The 14,945-nt window shown below is 57.3% G+C and carries 12 protein-coding genes; 3 read left to right on the top strand and 9 right to left on the bottom strand.

Translation table 11 applies throughout. The annotated features are described in order from the left end of the window. Positions 1 to 61: 61 nt before the first annotated feature. A complete protein-coding gene (locus ACZ6WW_RS02160; protein ID WP_465272768.1) occupies positions 62 to 1,330 on the bottom strand; it encodes a type II secretion system F family protein in 1,269 nt (422 codons plus the stop codon). Between the two features lie 146 nt (positions 1,331 to 1,476). After that, positions 1,477 to 3,198: a type IV-A pilus assembly ATPase PilB gene (gene pilB, locus ACZ6WW_RS02155; RefSeq protein WP_465272767.1), complete on the bottom strand. Its 1,722-nt coding sequence runs from the start codon at positions 3,196 to 3,198 to the stop codon at positions 1,477 to 1,479. Between the two features lie 203 nt (positions 3,199 to 3,401). Here pilB and ACZ6WW_RS02150 point away from each other — a divergent pair, with 203 nt between their 5' ends. The 3 genes from ACZ6WW_RS02150 (at position 3,402) to ACZ6WW_RS02140 (ending at position 6,814) form a co-directional block, all read left to right on the top strand. Continuing rightward, positions 3,402 to 4,571, top strand: coding sequence for a DegT/DnrJ/EryC1/StrS family aminotransferase (locus ACZ6WW_RS02150; RefSeq protein WP_465272766.1), 1,170 nt, complete (start codon positions 3,402 to 3,404; stop codon positions 4,569 to 4,571). A gap of 107 nt (positions 4,572 to 4,678) precedes the next feature. Continuing rightward, complete coding sequence (locus tag ACZ6WW_RS02145) at positions 4,679 to 5,533, top strand: glycosyltransferase family 2 protein (RefSeq protein ID WP_465272765.1); 855 nt, start codon at positions 4,679 to 4,681, stop codon at positions 5,531 to 5,533. A gap of 27 nt (positions 5,534 to 5,560) precedes the next feature. Then, complete coding sequence (locus ACZ6WW_RS02140; protein ID WP_465272764.1) at positions 5,561 to 6,814, top strand: glycosyltransferase; 1,254 nt, start codon at positions 5,561 to 5,563, stop codon at positions 6,812 to 6,814. A gap of 23 nt (positions 6,815 to 6,837) precedes the next feature. On the opposite strand, the gene ACZ6WW_RS02135 is transcribed toward ACZ6WW_RS02140, so the two are convergent. From ACZ6WW_RS02135 to ACZ6WW_RS02105, 7 genes are read right to left on the bottom strand one after another with little or no spacing between them, the layout of a single operon-like run. Next, a complete protein-coding gene (locus tag ACZ6WW_RS02135) occupies positions 6,838 to 7,923 on the bottom strand; it encodes a glycosyltransferase family 4 protein (protein ID WP_465272763.1) in 1,086 nt (361 codons plus the stop codon). Between the two features lie 38 nt (positions 7,924 to 7,961). After that, complete coding sequence (glf, locus tag ACZ6WW_RS02130) at positions 7,962 to 9,065, bottom strand: UDP-galactopyranose mutase (RefSeq protein ID WP_465272762.1); 1,104 nt, start codon at positions 9,063 to 9,065, stop codon at positions 7,962 to 7,964. 27 nt (positions 9,066 to 9,092) lie between these two features. Next, complete coding sequence (locus ACZ6WW_RS02125; RefSeq protein WP_465272761.1) at positions 9,093 to 10,013, bottom strand: glycosyltransferase family 2 protein; 921 nt, start codon at positions 10,011 to 10,013, stop codon at positions 9,093 to 9,095. Continuing rightward, positions 10,010 to 11,032: a hypothetical protein gene (locus ACZ6WW_RS02120; protein WP_465272760.1), complete on the bottom strand. Its 1,023-nt coding sequence runs from the start codon at positions 11,030 to 11,032 to the stop codon at positions 10,010 to 10,012. Before ACZ6WW_RS02120 ends, ACZ6WW_RS02125 begins: the two co-directional genes overlap by 4 nt. Positions 11,033 to 11,040: 8 nt before the next feature. Further along, entirely contained in the window at positions 11,041 to 11,733 is a 693-nt protein-coding gene (locus tag ACZ6WW_RS02115; protein WP_465272759.1) for a class I SAM-dependent methyltransferase, read from the bottom strand. Then, on the bottom strand, positions 11,723 to 12,961 hold the full coding sequence (locus ACZ6WW_RS02110; protein ID WP_465272758.1) for an oligosaccharide flippase family protein: 1,239 nt from the start codon (positions 12,959 to 12,961) through the stop codon (positions 11,723 to 11,725). The genes ACZ6WW_RS02115 and ACZ6WW_RS02110 overlap by 11 nt, the downstream gene beginning before the upstream one ends. Next, the gene (locus ACZ6WW_RS02105) at positions 12,958 to 14,907 is read right to left on the bottom strand and encodes a hypothetical protein (protein ID WP_465272757.1); all 1,950 of its coding nucleotides are present in this window, start codon (positions 14,905 to 14,907) and stop codon (positions 12,958 to 12,960) included. The genes ACZ6WW_RS02110 and ACZ6WW_RS02105 overlap by 4 nt, the downstream gene beginning before the upstream one ends. Between the last annotated feature and the right edge of the window lie 38 nt (positions 14,908 to 14,945).

Below are 14,945 nucleotides of genomic sequence, written 5' to 3'. Positions count from 1 at the left end.
TCCGAAACGTAGATAAGACAAAGCCCCCCTCCCGACGGGAGAGGGGCTTCACGCAGCAAGCTTACACGGTGCCGGCGATTTTGAAGATGGGCAGGTACAGCGCGATCACCATGCCGCCGACCAAGCCACCGAGGATGACCATGATCATCGGTTCGAGCAGGGTGGACAGCGTGTCGACAGCGTTGTTGACCTCTTCCTCGTAGAACTCGGCCACTTTGAACAGCATATTGTCCAGGGCGCCCGATTCCTCACCGATGGCCGTCATCTGTACCACCATGTTCGGGAACAGGCCGGTCTGACGCATCGACAATTGCAGCTGGTGGCCGACGGCTATGTCATCGCGCATCTGCAGGATGGCTTCGCCGTAGACGATGCTGCCAGTGGCGCCAGCGACTGCTTCCAGGGCTTCGACTAAGGGGACACCGGCGCGGAACGTTACGCCCAGTGTGCGCGCGAAGCGGGCAATGGCCGATTGGCGCAAGATATTGCCGATAACCGGAATCTTTAGTGAGAGGCGATCAAGAAAGTGCGCAAACTTGACTGAGCGCTTCTTGGCAAAAATGAGTGCCGCAATGCTTCCTATGATGCCTATCAATAAAGCCCACCAGTAGGACTGCATGAACTTAGATGCCGCAACCACAACCAGGGTGGGTACAGGCAATTCGGCACCGGCATCTTTGAAGGTCTGCTCGAACACCGGTACCACGAAGAGGAGCATGATGACGCAGACCAACAACGCGACCGCCAGCACCATGACAGGATAGAACAAGGCTTTCTTGATCTTTGCCTTGATTCCTTCCATGCGCTCTTTATAGGTCGCGACAGTATCGAGCACCGTATCAAGCACACCTGCCGATTCGCCTGCATGCACCAGGTTGCGATATAGCTCGTCGAACTGAACCGGATACCGCGCCAGCGCTTCGTGCAGCGCCTGACCGCCCTCGATGCCCTGTTTGACGTCGGTGAGGATGTTTTTGAAGCGAATGTTCTTCTGACCATCGGCAATGATGTCGAAGGACTGCACCATCGGCACGCCCGAGGCCATCATGGTGGCGATCTGGCGGCTGAAAATCGCCACATCGCGCGGCTTGACCGTGCTACCCGTGGAACCAAATAAAGGTTTGGGCCGCTCGCGCACTGTCTGAGGGTTCATGCCCTGACGCCGTAGCTCCGCCTTGACCAGCGAGGCGTTCTTGGCGGGCATGTCGCCCTTCATGCGCTTGCCGCGCTTGTCCAGCGCGACCCACTCGTAAGTGGTTAGCGCACTTACTGCGGCTCGTTGGGCGCCAACTGAGCGTGCCTTGTTTGCGGTTGCGGTAGCCGTCGCCATGCGCTTGATTCCCCCGATGATTCGTTCCGGCCCGAAATTCCCATCCTACGGGCACGATTTTTCAGAGCTTATGTCATTTCTACCGGTCAATCCGTGGTGCCGAACGCAAGTTAAGCGTTACGGGCATCGCAAAATCGCCGGTCGGATCAGTCCTTGGTAACGCGATCGATCTCGGCAAGACTGGTAACCCCTTGTTTTACCTTCTCCAGGGCCGAGGCACGCAGGTCGTTCACCCCGGCTTTGCGCGAGGCCTCCGCAATCAGCAGGGCGTTGCCGCCTTGCAGGATGATTTTCTGGATGTCTTCGAGCATCGGCATGACCTGATAGATACCCACGCGGCCTTTATAACCCTCGTTGCAGGCATCGCAGCCGACCGCCTCATACACCTTCAGGCCAGCGTCGATATCGGCCTGGCTGAAACCCGCGGCGAGCAGCAGCTGCGGCGAGATGTCCATCTCTTTCTTGCAGTCATGCAGGCGGCGAGCCAGGCGCTGGGCAATGACCAGGGTGACTGACGAAGTGATGTTATAGGGTGCGATACCCATGTTCATCAGACGCGCGATGGTCTGCGGGGCATCGTTGGTATGCAGGGTGGACAGGACCATATGGCCCGTCTGCGCCGCCTTGATGGCAATCTCGGCAGTTTCCAGGTCGCGAATTTCGCCGACCATGATCACATCCGGATCCTGGCGCAGGAACGAGCGCAGTGCGGCAGCGAAGGTCATGCCGCGCTTGACGTTCTGCTGGACCTGATTGATGCCTTCGACGCGGATTTCGACCGGGTCTTCGACGGTGGAGATATTGCGCTCGGCCGTGTTCAGGATATTGAGCGCCGTGTACAACGACACCGTCTTGCCCGAGCCGGTCGGGCCGGTGACTAGCACCATGCCATAGGGCTTGTGGATGGCGTCGACGTATAGGTCTTTCTGAGCCTGGTCGTAACCGAGTTTGTCGATACCCAGCTTGGCCGAGGAGCCGTCCAGAATACGCAACACGATCTTTTCGCCAAACAGTGTCGGCAACGTGCTGACACGGAAGTCGACCGCACGGCTCTTGGACAGGTTCAACTTTATGCGGCCGTCTTGCGGCACGCGGCGCTCGGCAATGTCCAGGCCGGACATCACCTTCAGGCGCGAGGAGATACGTGCCGCCAGTTTCATCGGCGGGCTGGCCACGGCGCGCAGCATGCCGTCCATGCGCAGGCGCACACGGTACTGCGTCTCGAAGGGTTCGAAGTGGATATCCGAGGCGCCGCGGCGGATGGCGTCCACCAGGATCTTGTTGACGAACTTCACCACCGGCGCGTCGTCGTTAGCGTTGGCGTCGATACCGGTCTGCTCGGCATCTTCGTCGCCGCCCTCCAGCGCCAGCTCGTCCAGATCACCGCCGCCCATATCGGGAACGGCGTTACTCATCGTGTTGAGCAGGTTCTCAATGACCCGGATCAACTGGCCACGCTCGACCAGAATCGGCTCGACCATGCAATTGGAGTTGAACTTGATTTCGTCCAGTGCATGCGACTGCATAGGGTCGGCGATACCGACGAACAAGCGCTTGCCACGCTTGAACAATGGCAGCGCCTGATGCTTGTTGATCAGCGCCTCGCTGATCATGTTGTGCGGCATGGTGGCGGGGTTCAACGCCGAGACGTCCATCATCGGCATGCCGAATTCGGCAGACGCCACTTGGGTCAGCTTGGCGCTGTCGACCAGGCCTTTATCGAGTAGCCATGCGGCCAGGCTGGCCTTTTGCTGGGTGGAGTCCGCCATTGCCTTGCGCACGTCGGCCTCAGGCAGGACGCCTTCCGAGACCAGCCGCCGAGCCATGCCCGAGAGGCCAGCCAACGATGGTTGCAATTGCGATGACATGAGTTTGGTCCAGCCCCCTGATTGGAGAGGAATTTACAGTAGTTGAGGCGGCGGGTCATCTATTGCTCGAAGCGGTGTCCCTGACAGTGATTGAGCGCACATCGGCGATGCCCGGTCGTAGATTTTTGCCCTCCCAGGGACGGGCCCGGCATGGACGAGGCCCCGGCTTTCGGATAGAACGGCGGTCTTTGCATGAAGTTCCCATGTCCGAAGCCTCTCTAGCCCCCTTCCTGGTCTTTGGTGCGCCCCTGATCGGCGAGGAGGAGATCGCCGAGGTCGAGGCCGTTCTTCGTTCAGGTTGGCTGGGAACCGGTCCTCGGGTGGCGCGTTTCGAGCAGGATTTCGCTGCCTGGCGCGGCGTGGCCCCCGCCCAGGTCGCGGCCGTAAACTCCTGTACCGCCGCCTTGCATGTGAGCATGGTCGCGGCCAGCCTGGAGCCGGGCAGCGAGGTCATCACCACGCCGCTGACCTTCTGCGCCACGGTGAACGCGATCCTGCATGCGGGGCTGAAGCCGGTACTGGCCGACGTCGATCCGATCACCCAGAACATCGACCCAGAGGCGATCGAGGCGGCGATCACGCCACGTACGCGAGCCATCCTGCCGGTGCATTTTGCAGGGCGGCCATGTGCGATGGACCGCATCATGGCGATTGCCCGCAAGCACGACCTAGTCGTCATCGAAGATTGCGCACATGCTGTCGAGAGCGAGTTCCAGGGCCAGGCGGTCGGCACCTTTGGCGATTTTGGCTGTTATAGCTTCTATGCCACCAAGAACGTCGTCACCGGCGAAGGCGGCATGATTGTCGGCCGCGACGAGGAGCATATCGCCCGGGCCCGCATGCTCGCCCTGCATGGCATGAGTCGCGACGCCTGGCACCGCTTCAGCGACAAGGGCTACAAGCACTATCAAGTGGTGGAGTGCGGTTTCAAGTACAACATGATGGATTTGCAGGCAGCGATCGGGATCCATCAACTGGCGCGGGTCGAGGCCAATTGGAAGCGTCGCAAGGATTTATGGGCCCGCTATGACGCCGCCTTCGCTGATTTGCCGATCGGGTTGCCAGCCGCGCCAGAAGCAGATATCCGACACGGGTACCATCTTTATACGATCATGCTCGACGAGGCCGAGTCGGGGATCGATCGCGACGGCTTTCTCGAGGCGATGAATCGCCTGCGTATCGGTACCGGCGTGCATTACCTGTCGATTCCCGAGCATCCCTATTACCAGCAAACTCTGGGGTGGCAGCCGGAGCAATGGCCGGTGGCGCAGCGCATCGGGCGTCGCACCGTTAGCTTGCCGCTATCGCCGGCGTTGACCGATGGCGACGCGTTGCGCGTCATCGACGCCGTAAGGGGCATCGTCGCCGGTTAGCTCAACGTTCTGAATACCCGCATCCGCGTTTCCGCGGGTGCGGGGCCGGGAACTGCTGTCGTCCGGCTCCCGAGTTATGATGCATCGCCAACATGTGGGGAGCTGTCTTGAATCGCTTAAGCATCATTTTGCCCGCCAAGAATGAGGGGCCGGCACTGAAAGAGCTATTGCCTCGCCTTCGAGGCATACAAGCGGGCGCCGAAATCATCGTGGTGGATGATGGTTCCACCGACGATACGCCTGCCATCTGCCAAGCCAATGATGTTCTTTGCCTGTCGTCGCCTTACTCCATGGGTAACGGCGCGGCAATCAAGCGCGGTGCGCGTGCGGCCAGCGGCGATGTTCTCGTGTTTATGGATGGCGATGGGCAGCATGATCCGGACGATATTGCGCGATTGTTGGAGATGCTCGATCGGGGCTACGACATGGTCGTAGGCGCACGCGACTGGGAGAGTCAGGCTGGGGTCGGTCGCGGCATCGCAAATACGGTTTACAACTGGTTGGCTACCCGAATGACGGGACACCGCATAGCGGACCTGACTTCAGGATTTCGTGCAGTAAGAGCCGCCAAGTTTCGTGAGTTCCTTTATCTGCTCCCGAATGGATTTTCCTATCCGACCACAAGCACCATGGCGTTCTTTCGCAGCGCCTACCCGGTGGCGTATGTTCCTATCAAGGCGGCGCAGCGTGTCGGTAAGAGTCATATCAAGCCCATACGCGATGGCATACGTTTCTTGTTGATCATTTTCAAGATCGCGACGTTGTACTCGCCGCTGAAACTGTTTGTCCCAGCCAGCGTGCTTTTTTTTATTCTGGGCTGTATCAATTATGCGGTGACCTTCATTCGCGAAGGGCGGCTCACCAATATGAGTACGCTCATGTGGAGTGCGGCTGTTATCGTTTTCCTGATCGGTTTGGTTTCCGAGCAGATTACCTCGTTGACTTACCGCCGGAACGACTGATACGTGCCAACTGCGCGGATATCGCCCTTGACGAATCTCGAGCATAACGAGCCGGTTGCGGGCATGCCGCATGCGAAACCCAGGCTGTTGGTACTGGCGTCCACCTATCCTCGGTGGCGCGGGGACCACGAGCCTGGCTTCATTCATGAGTTGTGCCGCCGAATGCTTCGGGATTTCTCCGTGACGGTGTTGACCTCGCATGTCGATGGAGCCGCGAGTGAGGAGAACATGGATGGTATTGAGGTTGTTAGATACCGCTACGCACCGAGATTTCTTGAGACGCTGGTTTATGGCGGCGGCATTGCTGCCAACCTGCGTCGTTCGAAATGGAAGTACCTGCTTGTACCGACCTTCGTCCTGATGCAATACCTTCGTGCCAGAAGAATTGCGAGAAAGCAGGGCATTGATATCCTTCATGCACACTGGCTGATCCCTCAGGGCGTTGTCGCTAGCCGATTGCGGAGTTCGCTCGGTATTCCATTTGTAGTGACTTCGCATGGCGGCGATCTATTTGGATTGCGTGGCCGATGGTTGGCCAAGCTCAAGCGCGCGGTGGCAACCGACGCGGCGGCGGTAACGGTTGTCAGTGGGGCTATGCTTGAAGAGATCGAGCGACTGGGATTGTCTGCCGAGTCAGTCCAGGTCATACCCATGGGCGTGGATATCAAAGAGAGATTCACCCCGGCGTTGGAGCAGCCCCGGATGCCTGACGAGCTGCTCTTTGTTGGACGCTTGGTTCCGAAAAAAGGTCTGGTGTATTTGATCGACGCGTTAGCACTGGTCATACGCGAGCGGCCTCATTGTCGCCTTACCATTGCCGGTTTTGGGCCGGAGGACGGGGCCATTCGGCAGAAGGTTGCCGAACGCGGTTTGACCGAAAAGGTAGCTTTTCTTGGCCCAGTGATACAGCAGGACTTGCCAGAGCTATATCGGCGTGCGGCCGTCCTGGTGGCGCCGTTCGTTCGTGATACAAGCGGAAATCAGGAGGGGTTGCCAGTCGTGTTGATGGAGGCTATTGCATGCGGGTGTCCCGTGGTGGTCGGACGAGTCGCGGGTATTGCCGATCTATTAGGTGCTGAAGACTCGCTCTATTGCGTAGATCCAAGAAATATTCGCCAGTTGGCTGATGCCATCATTCAGGTACTGGACAATCCGGATGAGGCGCAGGCATGGGTGCAAAGCGTTCGCGCAAAAATGCTCGACCAGTTGGACTGGGATGTCGTTGCTGCTCGCTACAGCGGTTTGTTGGCGGGTGTTTGCAAATCAGGTGTTGGCACTTAAGTTTTCGCTAGCCAGAATTGTCATCAGTTTCGTGATGCCGCCAAGGCGATCAATTCCGGCTCAAGGCGTTTGATGATGGTCGCCCAATCGTCGATATTTGTGTCGACCTTTTGAGGCAAGGCGCACTGTGCATTCACGGCGCGGACGAGATCGGCAACATCGTCTGCCCGATAAAGGCTGTCTGGATTGCTATGGAGTAGCGCCTTCATCGCGCCAACAGATGCCGATACCAAAGGGAGCCCGCAGGCAATCATCTCGTAGGCCTTTTGCGGGAAGCAGTAGCGACCAAATAGCGTGTCGCGCATGTACACAACGCCCAGATCGAGGGCCGAAAAAAGTTCTGCTGTGCGGGCATGCGCGAGTTGTCCGAGATAGTGAACACGCGGGCCTTTCGGTGGAGCTGCGCCATCTTTGTAAGGGCCAGCAAGGACAAGATGCAATGCCGGGTGGCTGGCGGCAAGGATGGGCCAGGCCGTATAAAGAGCGTCTAGACCCTTGTCCAGGTGTAAACCTCCAGCCGTTCCGATCAGAAAGGCATCCTCCGGCAATCCCAAGCTTCGCCGACTTTCCAGCTTGTCGCGAACTCGAAACAAGGACAGGTCTACCGTGCTGGGCATCGCGATAACCTTTCCGCGAGCACGATAAGTATCGACAACCAGCTCACGTAGTGGTTCGCTCGTTGTCGTGACAATGCCCGCTCCACGTGTGGCGCGACGCAGCCAAGTCTTCATGCCTGGAAAGCGTGCTTGTCCGAAGCTCTCAAAGTTATCGTACAAGTCGACTGCATAAGGCACTCCGAGTTTCCGCGACAACCAAGCTGTCAAACCAACCTGCGGAATATCCGACGCGCCGATCAATAAGTCAGGCTCAAGATTTCGAAGGCTGTGCAACAACTGGCGTGGATATAGCAGCGACCGCAGGGGATGCCTTGGCGAAAATGGGTATGCCTCCCATCGCAGCGTGCCGGGCGCCGCGGAATGTTCAACCTGGGTTTCTGCCTGGCCTTGGTAGCCAAGGCAGTACCCGTGAACGTGATGGCCAAGCCGTGCCAGTTGATACGGGTACTCGTACAGTCGTGCGTAGCGGTCATCGATGACGTCCTTGCCCATGTACCGGCGTTTACATAGAAAGGCGATTCGCACGAGTATCAGCCCAACAGTCGCTTTGCAGCGGTCAATGCGGCGCCGACTACTTGGTCCATGTTGTAGTAACGATATTGCGCAAGGCGACCGACGAACGTCGTGTTTGCTTCCTGCTTGGCAAGCTCTTCGTATCGTTTGAATAGTGCTTCGTTTTCCGTGCGCGGAATGGGGTAATAAGGGTCGCCGTCGTCTTGCGGATATTCGCGCACGATGGATGTTCCGGAGCGTTCTTGCCCGGTTAGATGCTTGAACTCGGTAATGCGAGTGTAGGCATGGTCGTTCGGATAGTTCACCGTTCCTGTTTCCTGAAACTGAGGAGTGTCGGGAAGGTGCTCGTGTTCGAACCGAAGCGATCGATAGGGCAGATGCCCGTAGCAAAATGAGAAATAAGCGTCTATCGGGCCGGTGTAAACAATATGCGCGGCCGGTTGATTGCCTTTTATGGAGTCGAAATCGACTCCTAACTCAATCGTGATATTTTCATGATCGAGCATGGCTTCGAACATCTTCGTGTAGCCATGAGCGGGCATGGCCTGAAAGGTGTCCGTGAAGTATCGGTCGTCGGTATTGGTACGTACGGGAATCCGCGCCGCTACACCGGCTTTGAGTTGTGAAGGATCTAACCCCCATTGCTTACGCGTATAGTGCAAGAAGAACTTCTCGTACAAATCGCGGCCGACGGAGTTAAGGACGACATCCTCGCTGGTCGCAATCGTGTCGCGCGGCTCTCGAACTTTTTCGAAGAATGCCTCTGCTCCGACCTCGTCGAGGTCGATATGATACAGCCTGTTAAGCGTGTCGCGGTTGATGGGGAATGGGTAGGACTCGCCGTCGACGATACTGCGGACTCGATGTTCGTACGGGCGCCATTCCGTGAAGCGCGAAAGGTACTCGAAGATTCTCTCGCCATTGGTATGAAAGATATGCGGGCCGTAACGATGCACAAGAATGCCGTGCTCGTCATATTCATCATAGGCGTTGCCGCCGATATGCGGCCGCTTGTCGATAAGCAGTACCTTGCGCCCAGCGTCGGCGAGTTCGCGTGCTATGACACTGCCTGCAAATCCGGCACCCACGACCAGGTAGTCGAAGTTGGATGAAGTTTTCATATCAGTATGAGTTCAATATGGGTCACGTTATTGACCTATGCCCCAGTTGCGATGTCGATTGCCCTTTCGACCCCGGAGCCCGTCAATAAAGCCCGCAAGAAAGGCCCACGTCTGGCGCCCTCGATTTTTTTCATGACCAAGGCAGGCGAAGAGGCGCATGAATGAGCCGGGTATGGTTTGAGTGAACAATCGCGCACCGTAGTATTTCCGCGCAATAAGCAATCTGTTGCGGGTGTCGTAGTACCTTTTCCACGGTGGCAGGCGCAGACAGACGAGGTCCCGCCCCGGGATGTGGGCAAGGTACCGATCTGATTTGGGATGATCGATCAGGCTTTTTCCCGCGATGAAGATGTTCGCGCCGGCGCGTTCCGCGCGGAGGCAATATTCGACGTCATCGGCAGCTATGAAGTAGCCTGCGTCTGGTAGGCCGATCCGCGCGACGAGGTCGCGGTGAATCAGAAAGCCTAAAAAGGGCAATGACATGACCTGCGCCTTTGCGGGAACTTCTGAGCGCAGATTGGCGACGCGCGACTCAGGCGATAGCAGAGTGGTAGGCCAGGACGTATCTTCGCCACGCACGGCTAGCGAGCCATAGATGTGCGTGTGTTCTTCGGCGACGCGCATGAGTTCATCGAGAGCGTCGGGAAAAGGCATGGCATCGTCGTCCATCAGCCAAGCCCAGTCGCAGCCATGTTCACAGGCGATTTTCAGCCCTTCGGCGAAGCCGCCGGCACCGCCCACGTTGATCGGTAGCCGTCTATATTCGATTAATCCAGCATGCTGTTCCGCGAACTGCGGCATGAACGCGCCGGTATCGTCAGTGGACGCGTTGTCGATGACCCAGATTTTATCCGGGCGCTCGCTTTGAGTCGCAAGTGCCTGAAGGCAGCGTTCCAGTAAGCCGCGACGGTTGTAAGTGACGACGACGGCGTGAACTGATCGATTCATGGTGTGTCACCCGCTGCGGAAAATGTTGCCGGATCCGCGGCGGCAAGCTCGGGAAGTGCCTCGATCATGGCACGCTCCTGTGGATAAAAAGAGAAATGCCCAGCAAGCACATTATCTAGATAGAACATGGGTCTCGAACTTTCGATACACGCATAGCAAAGTTCGGATTCATCTACGCCTAGTATTCCCTGTCGCCAGGTTGAGCGAAAACCGCCAATCTGGTCCAGGAAATCGCGTCGTAAAAGAATGGCTCCAATGCTGAATCGCGTTCCAATCAGATGTGCGTTGGTGCCGACAGCTGCGGTGTTTTCTGAGAACATCTTCGCAGTCTTGTCAAACGGCAGGCTGTGGCGCCACAGCCACAATGCGGCTTGCGGGTCATAGTGCGCATGTACCCCGCTGCAAGCGGCCCTTTCTTCCTGGAAGGCGTCGTGATAGCCCGATCTCAGGCCGAGCCGCTCTACAAAGGTGAGGTAGCTGATGCCGTTAACGTTGAGCGTTGGTGAACAAAATCCTGGGTTGTAGGTGCCTTGCTGGGCTATTTTTAGATAGCCGGCCTGGAGATCCTCAAAAAAACTCTCCGACACAAAGATGTCTTCATCTATCTTGAAGACCCATTCTGCGGATGGATGCGCTGAAATAACCTTGTTGAGCGCCAGGCCGGTTTTGTTCAGGGTGGTGCTCGCGTAGCTCCAGCCGAACTGCTGGCAGAGTGTGGCTAGCGAGGTGACGTGCTTGCCAGCCGTGACCACACAAATGTCGGCATCGGATGGGGCGAAGGACCTTATCCTGCGCAGGGTCAGCGGCCAGATCGCAGGTTTGTAGCCTGCAAGAATAACTATCAATACGCGCGATTCTTTGGGCGCTGCAGAAATCTGAAATTGACCGCGATGATCCCTGACGCGAGCCAGCCATCTGTTGAATGATACGCTCATGTCGAGCATGGCATGGCCGAGCACGCCATGCACGCCGCGTTTACGGTAGCTCGTGATCAGCCTCGAGAACAGGTTGCTCCCCATGTCGCTTCTCAGGACTTTCTTGAAACAGCCATGACTTGCTCTCCCTGGCTGTTGTAGGCCAGGTAGGACGTGTTAAGCAGGCCCGATTGATTAGCTTCCGTTAACGCAAGATGTTCGTGCTTTTGCCAGCCCGGATAGTTGAAATATTCGTCGAATACCAAAATCGCGCCATCCGCAAGATAGGGAGCAGTCAGGGACAGTACGCACTGTGTCGACGTATATAGATCACAGTCGACGTGGAGGAGTCCGATCGGTTCCTTCAACGCGCTCAGGAACGCTGGCAGTGTCTGGTCGAACCAGCCTTTGTGAAGTTGCACATTGCGTTGCGAAAATTTCGGTACGGGCGTGTTGAACGTGCCCTTGCCGAAACCTTCGCGCCAATCTTCCGGAAGGCCTTCAAACGAATCAAATCCATGGATGGCTCGGCCGGGCGCCGCATCTGCAATAAGGCGAAGTGAACCACCCGAATAGACGCCGAATTCGCAGATACAGCCTCCAATCGCTTCACTGCGCCTTACTGCGTCGAGCAACAGGCTATCCCTGTCGCGAAAGCGAAGCGCGTCGGACATATATTCGCGAGCGTACCCTGCGCTGCTGTCGCGTGCTTCAACCTGGAACGCCAGATCCATGTCTGTAGCTATGCGATGCGCGGTATGCCGCGCAATATTGGCATATATGCGACTTATCAGTTTAAGTTTCATGTTTGCTTTTTTCAGTCGATGCGATGAAATAAAAAGCCAGGGTAACTGCCGCCTCGGTCAAGGTGTATGCCGCCGCGGCGCCGTTCGCGCCAAACGTCTTTCCGGCCCAAAGGAAGCTGACCACATGGACTGGTGCGGCGGCTATTGTTACATACAGGACCGGGCGGTCTTTACCCTTGGCAATCAGTTGTTGGACGCCAAAAAGGTTGCCTGCGGTCACTATGGCTATGCTGGCGGACAATATCTGGGTGACGGTGATGCCCGCCGAGTACATCGGGCCAAACAGTCCGGGGACCAGCCAGGGTGCGCATACACATAATGTGATCGATATCACGGCCGAGGTAAGCAGCACCAGGCGCGAGGTACGGGTAACCCACGGATGTTTTTCTGCGTAGGCGCCATGCGTCACTGAGTATGGAAACAGGGCGGCCATGAGCGGCGATAGTGCTCCGCGAGCCGCTCGCGCGAGTCGTTCCCCCAAAGAAAAGTAGGCTACGTGTGCCGATGAGGCCACCAGTCCGAGGAGGAATGGGTTGAGTGTTGAGTAAATGCCTGCTGCGGCACTGGTGAAGAAAAGTGGGGCGCCCACGCGTAGCGCTGCCCACACTTCCTTTCGGTCGATTTTTCCACTGGGTACGGGCGCGTAGCGACGGACCATGCCCAGCGCTACCAACGCCGTCAGTAGAGGCGCCAGGAACTGAATCGCTGCTGCGATATGCAAGGCCTGTGGGCCGTGCACCGTCAGCCAGGTCAAGAGCACGATAACGCCCATAGCGATTGCGCTGGCATACGCCAATGGTGAATTACGCTTCAGCCCGGTCAGGTACCAGGCGGGAGAAAGGGCAACTCCCAGTAGCATCAATAGGCCCAGCCATGGCATGACTGGATCACGCATGGAAACGACCCAATACGGAATGCCAAACAACAGCGCCGAAGCTGGTAAAAGGAGTGTCAGGCGGGCAAGGAGGGTCGACCGATAGATCCTGCCCAAGGTATCTGGTTGTTGCTCGGCAGCGCTTATGGCCCTCACGGCACTGTAGTTGAAGCCGTATTCGATGATCAGACTCAGTGTGCCGACTAACGACTGCCAGTACGCCAGGTTGCCGAATTCATGCGAGCCCAGCCTGCGTGTAAGTATGGGTAGTACGAGTAGCGGGGATAGATATTGCAGTCCCTGTATCGCATAGAGCGATAAGGCATTTCGTGCAAAGCTCGGGGTCTGTGTCATTGAAGCTTGGACCGAGCGATGAGGTTTCTGAGTTGCTCAAGCGATGAATCCAGGTGGCCGCCCAGATTCATCGTTTCGAGTTGGTTGAAGCATTGCAATGCCTCGGTCAAGCGCCCCTCTGCGACCAGCATGCGCACGAGCGTGATGCGATACGCAGCTTCATTGGGAGCGGCGCGTACGGCTTCTGCCGTCATTTCCTCTCCGAGTGAGTGATCGCCAAGTACGTTCCAGGCGTAGTCGCCATAGGTCGACAGAAGCCTGGCGCTGGGATCGCGATGTGATAACGCAGCATTGAACGCCGCGATCATGCGTGGCTTAGGGAGTTCACAATCCTGATCCCGAGCGCATTGGGTCAGCGCGGCGAGAGAACTTTCATCCTGGACGCCTGGTCGTTGGGCAGCGAGCTTTGCGGTCATGGAGTCCCACCACGTGTCTTTTAGAGGTTCGCGCATACGCGAGTTCATGAAGATCAGGGCTTGCTGTGGGAGGATCGATGATTTAGGTAACGCCGCAGCCCGCTCCAACGGCGCGTACGCCAGTTGAGTGTATGGGGAGTCCACGTTGTAGTTGGAGTAAATGATATAGGTGCGGCCCAATTCATATTGGGCACGCGGTGACTCCGGTCCGCGCTCGGCGAGCGCTTTGGCGAGCCGCAATGGATCGCCCCAGGCATATGCGCTGATAGCGGTTTGTATCAACCACCATGCAAGTAATCCAGACAGCACTAGCCAGCGGCTGCCCGGGAGAAGTCGCAATGAAGTGTTGGTGGCAAGGTCTGGCGTCGCTTTCGGTGCTAACCATGACGCAAGGGCAATCAGCAGTCCCATGCTGGCGAAGTAGTTGCGATGCTCGTAGACCAGCTCAAGCGGCAGAATGGTTCCGGTCAATACGTGGCAGCCAAGAAACAGGGCAAGCCCCAATGCGATCAGCGGGCGTCGCGATCGTAGATAAAACACGCCTATGAGCATGCCGATGAGAGTTACAAGGCTCGGTAGCGTGGTCCAGGGAGAGAGCAGATTTGTCGAGACGATATAGTCGTCGTGATAGAACGATAGGGAGTGTGGTAACGGAATAACGGTCCAGGCCACGTAGTCGAGCAGGATTCGCGCTTCGGTGAGCAACCGGGTACTCATGGTGAAGTCGCGCGTTGCCCAGGCTTCTGGACGTAGCAGGCCGGGAATCAGCCAATACAGCCCGGCAAGTAGCGGCAAGACCAGTAGCACCAGAAACAGCGATACGATGCGTTTATCCCTGATGCCTGGGGACGTGCGAAAGCCAAACATGATCCATTCGATCAATAAGGCGTAGAGCGGAAGCAGGACGGCGGTTTCCTTGGCTAGAACGCCCAGAGCGGTGCACGCCATGAGACTGACTATGCAAAGACATGGTGCAAGTCTGTTGCCTGGCTCCGCACGCATTTTAAGCCGGCCGAACAGGTAGCCAAACAGGCCCATCAGGACAAACAGATTGGCCATGCTCTCCATGCGCTGCACGACATATAAAACGGCGGTCAGGTTAATGGGGAGCAATAGCCAACTCGCAGCAACCCAGGCCGCCAGCCAACCGGGAGATTGGGTTGAACCTCGCGGGTCAGCGCGGAACAAGGTGCGGACAAGCATGAACACCATCAGGCCGTTCAAGAGATGAAGCACCAGGTTGGTCAGCTTCATTTGAAACGGATCGAGGCCGCCAATGAGATAGTTCGCAGCGAAACTGAGCGACGCGAGGGGGCGTTTGAGGTCGCTGGCGGGCGAGGAGAGGGCTGCGCCGACAAGCGAGGGCAGGCTGGCGTCATGGGGCTGTACGCCATGGTTGTCGACGATATTGGGATAGTCGTCGAACAGCCAGCCGCCATACAGACCTGGCCAGTAGACAAGGATGGATGCGACCAGGGCGAGCGCCAATAAACGCCAGCCGTTTCGCGGCAGCAGAGATTCAAACGTCACGTTGTAGGTTAGACCGGTTGAGCGATGTACGAGCTTAA

Source organism: Dyella sp. NPDC103356 (assembly GCF_055584465.1).
This window is presented reverse-complemented; position numbering and strand designations above follow the sequence as displayed.

Bases quoted from the DNA above. Each gene is read 5' to 3' on its own strand.
- ACZ6WW_RS02160 (WP_465272768.1), bottom strand. From the start codon at position 1,330: ATGGCGACGGCTACCGCAACCGCAAACAAGGCACGCTCAGTTGGCGCC.
- pilB (WP_465272767.1), bottom strand. From the start codon at position 3,198: ATGTCATCGCAATTGCAACCATCGTTGGCTGGCCTCTCGGGCATGGCT.
- ACZ6WW_RS02150 (WP_465272766.1), top strand. From the start codon at position 3,402: ATGTCCGAAGCCTCTCTAGCCCCCTTCCTGGTCTTTGGTGCGCCCCTG.
- ACZ6WW_RS02135 (WP_465272763.1), bottom strand. From the start codon at position 7,923: ATGGGCAAGGACGTCATCGATGACCGCTACGCACGACTGTACGAGTAC.
- glf (WP_465272762.1), bottom strand. From the start codon at position 9,065: ATGAAAACTTCATCCAACTTCGACTACCTGGTCGTGGGTGCCGGATTT.
- ACZ6WW_RS02125 (WP_465272761.1), bottom strand. From the start codon at position 10,013: ATGAATCGATCAGTTCACGCCGTCGTCGTCACTTACAACCGTCGCGGC.
- ACZ6WW_RS02120 (WP_465272760.1), bottom strand. From the start codon at position 11,032: ATGGGGAGCAACCTGTTCTCGAGGCTGATCACGAGCTACCGTAAACGC.
- ACZ6WW_RS02115 (WP_465272759.1), bottom strand. From the start codon at position 11,733: ATGAAACTTAAACTGATAAGTCGCATATATGCCAATATTGCGCGGCAT.
- ACZ6WW_RS02110 (WP_465272758.1), bottom strand. From the start codon at position 12,961: ATGACACAGACCCCGAGCTTTGCACGAAATGCCTTATCGCTCTATGCG.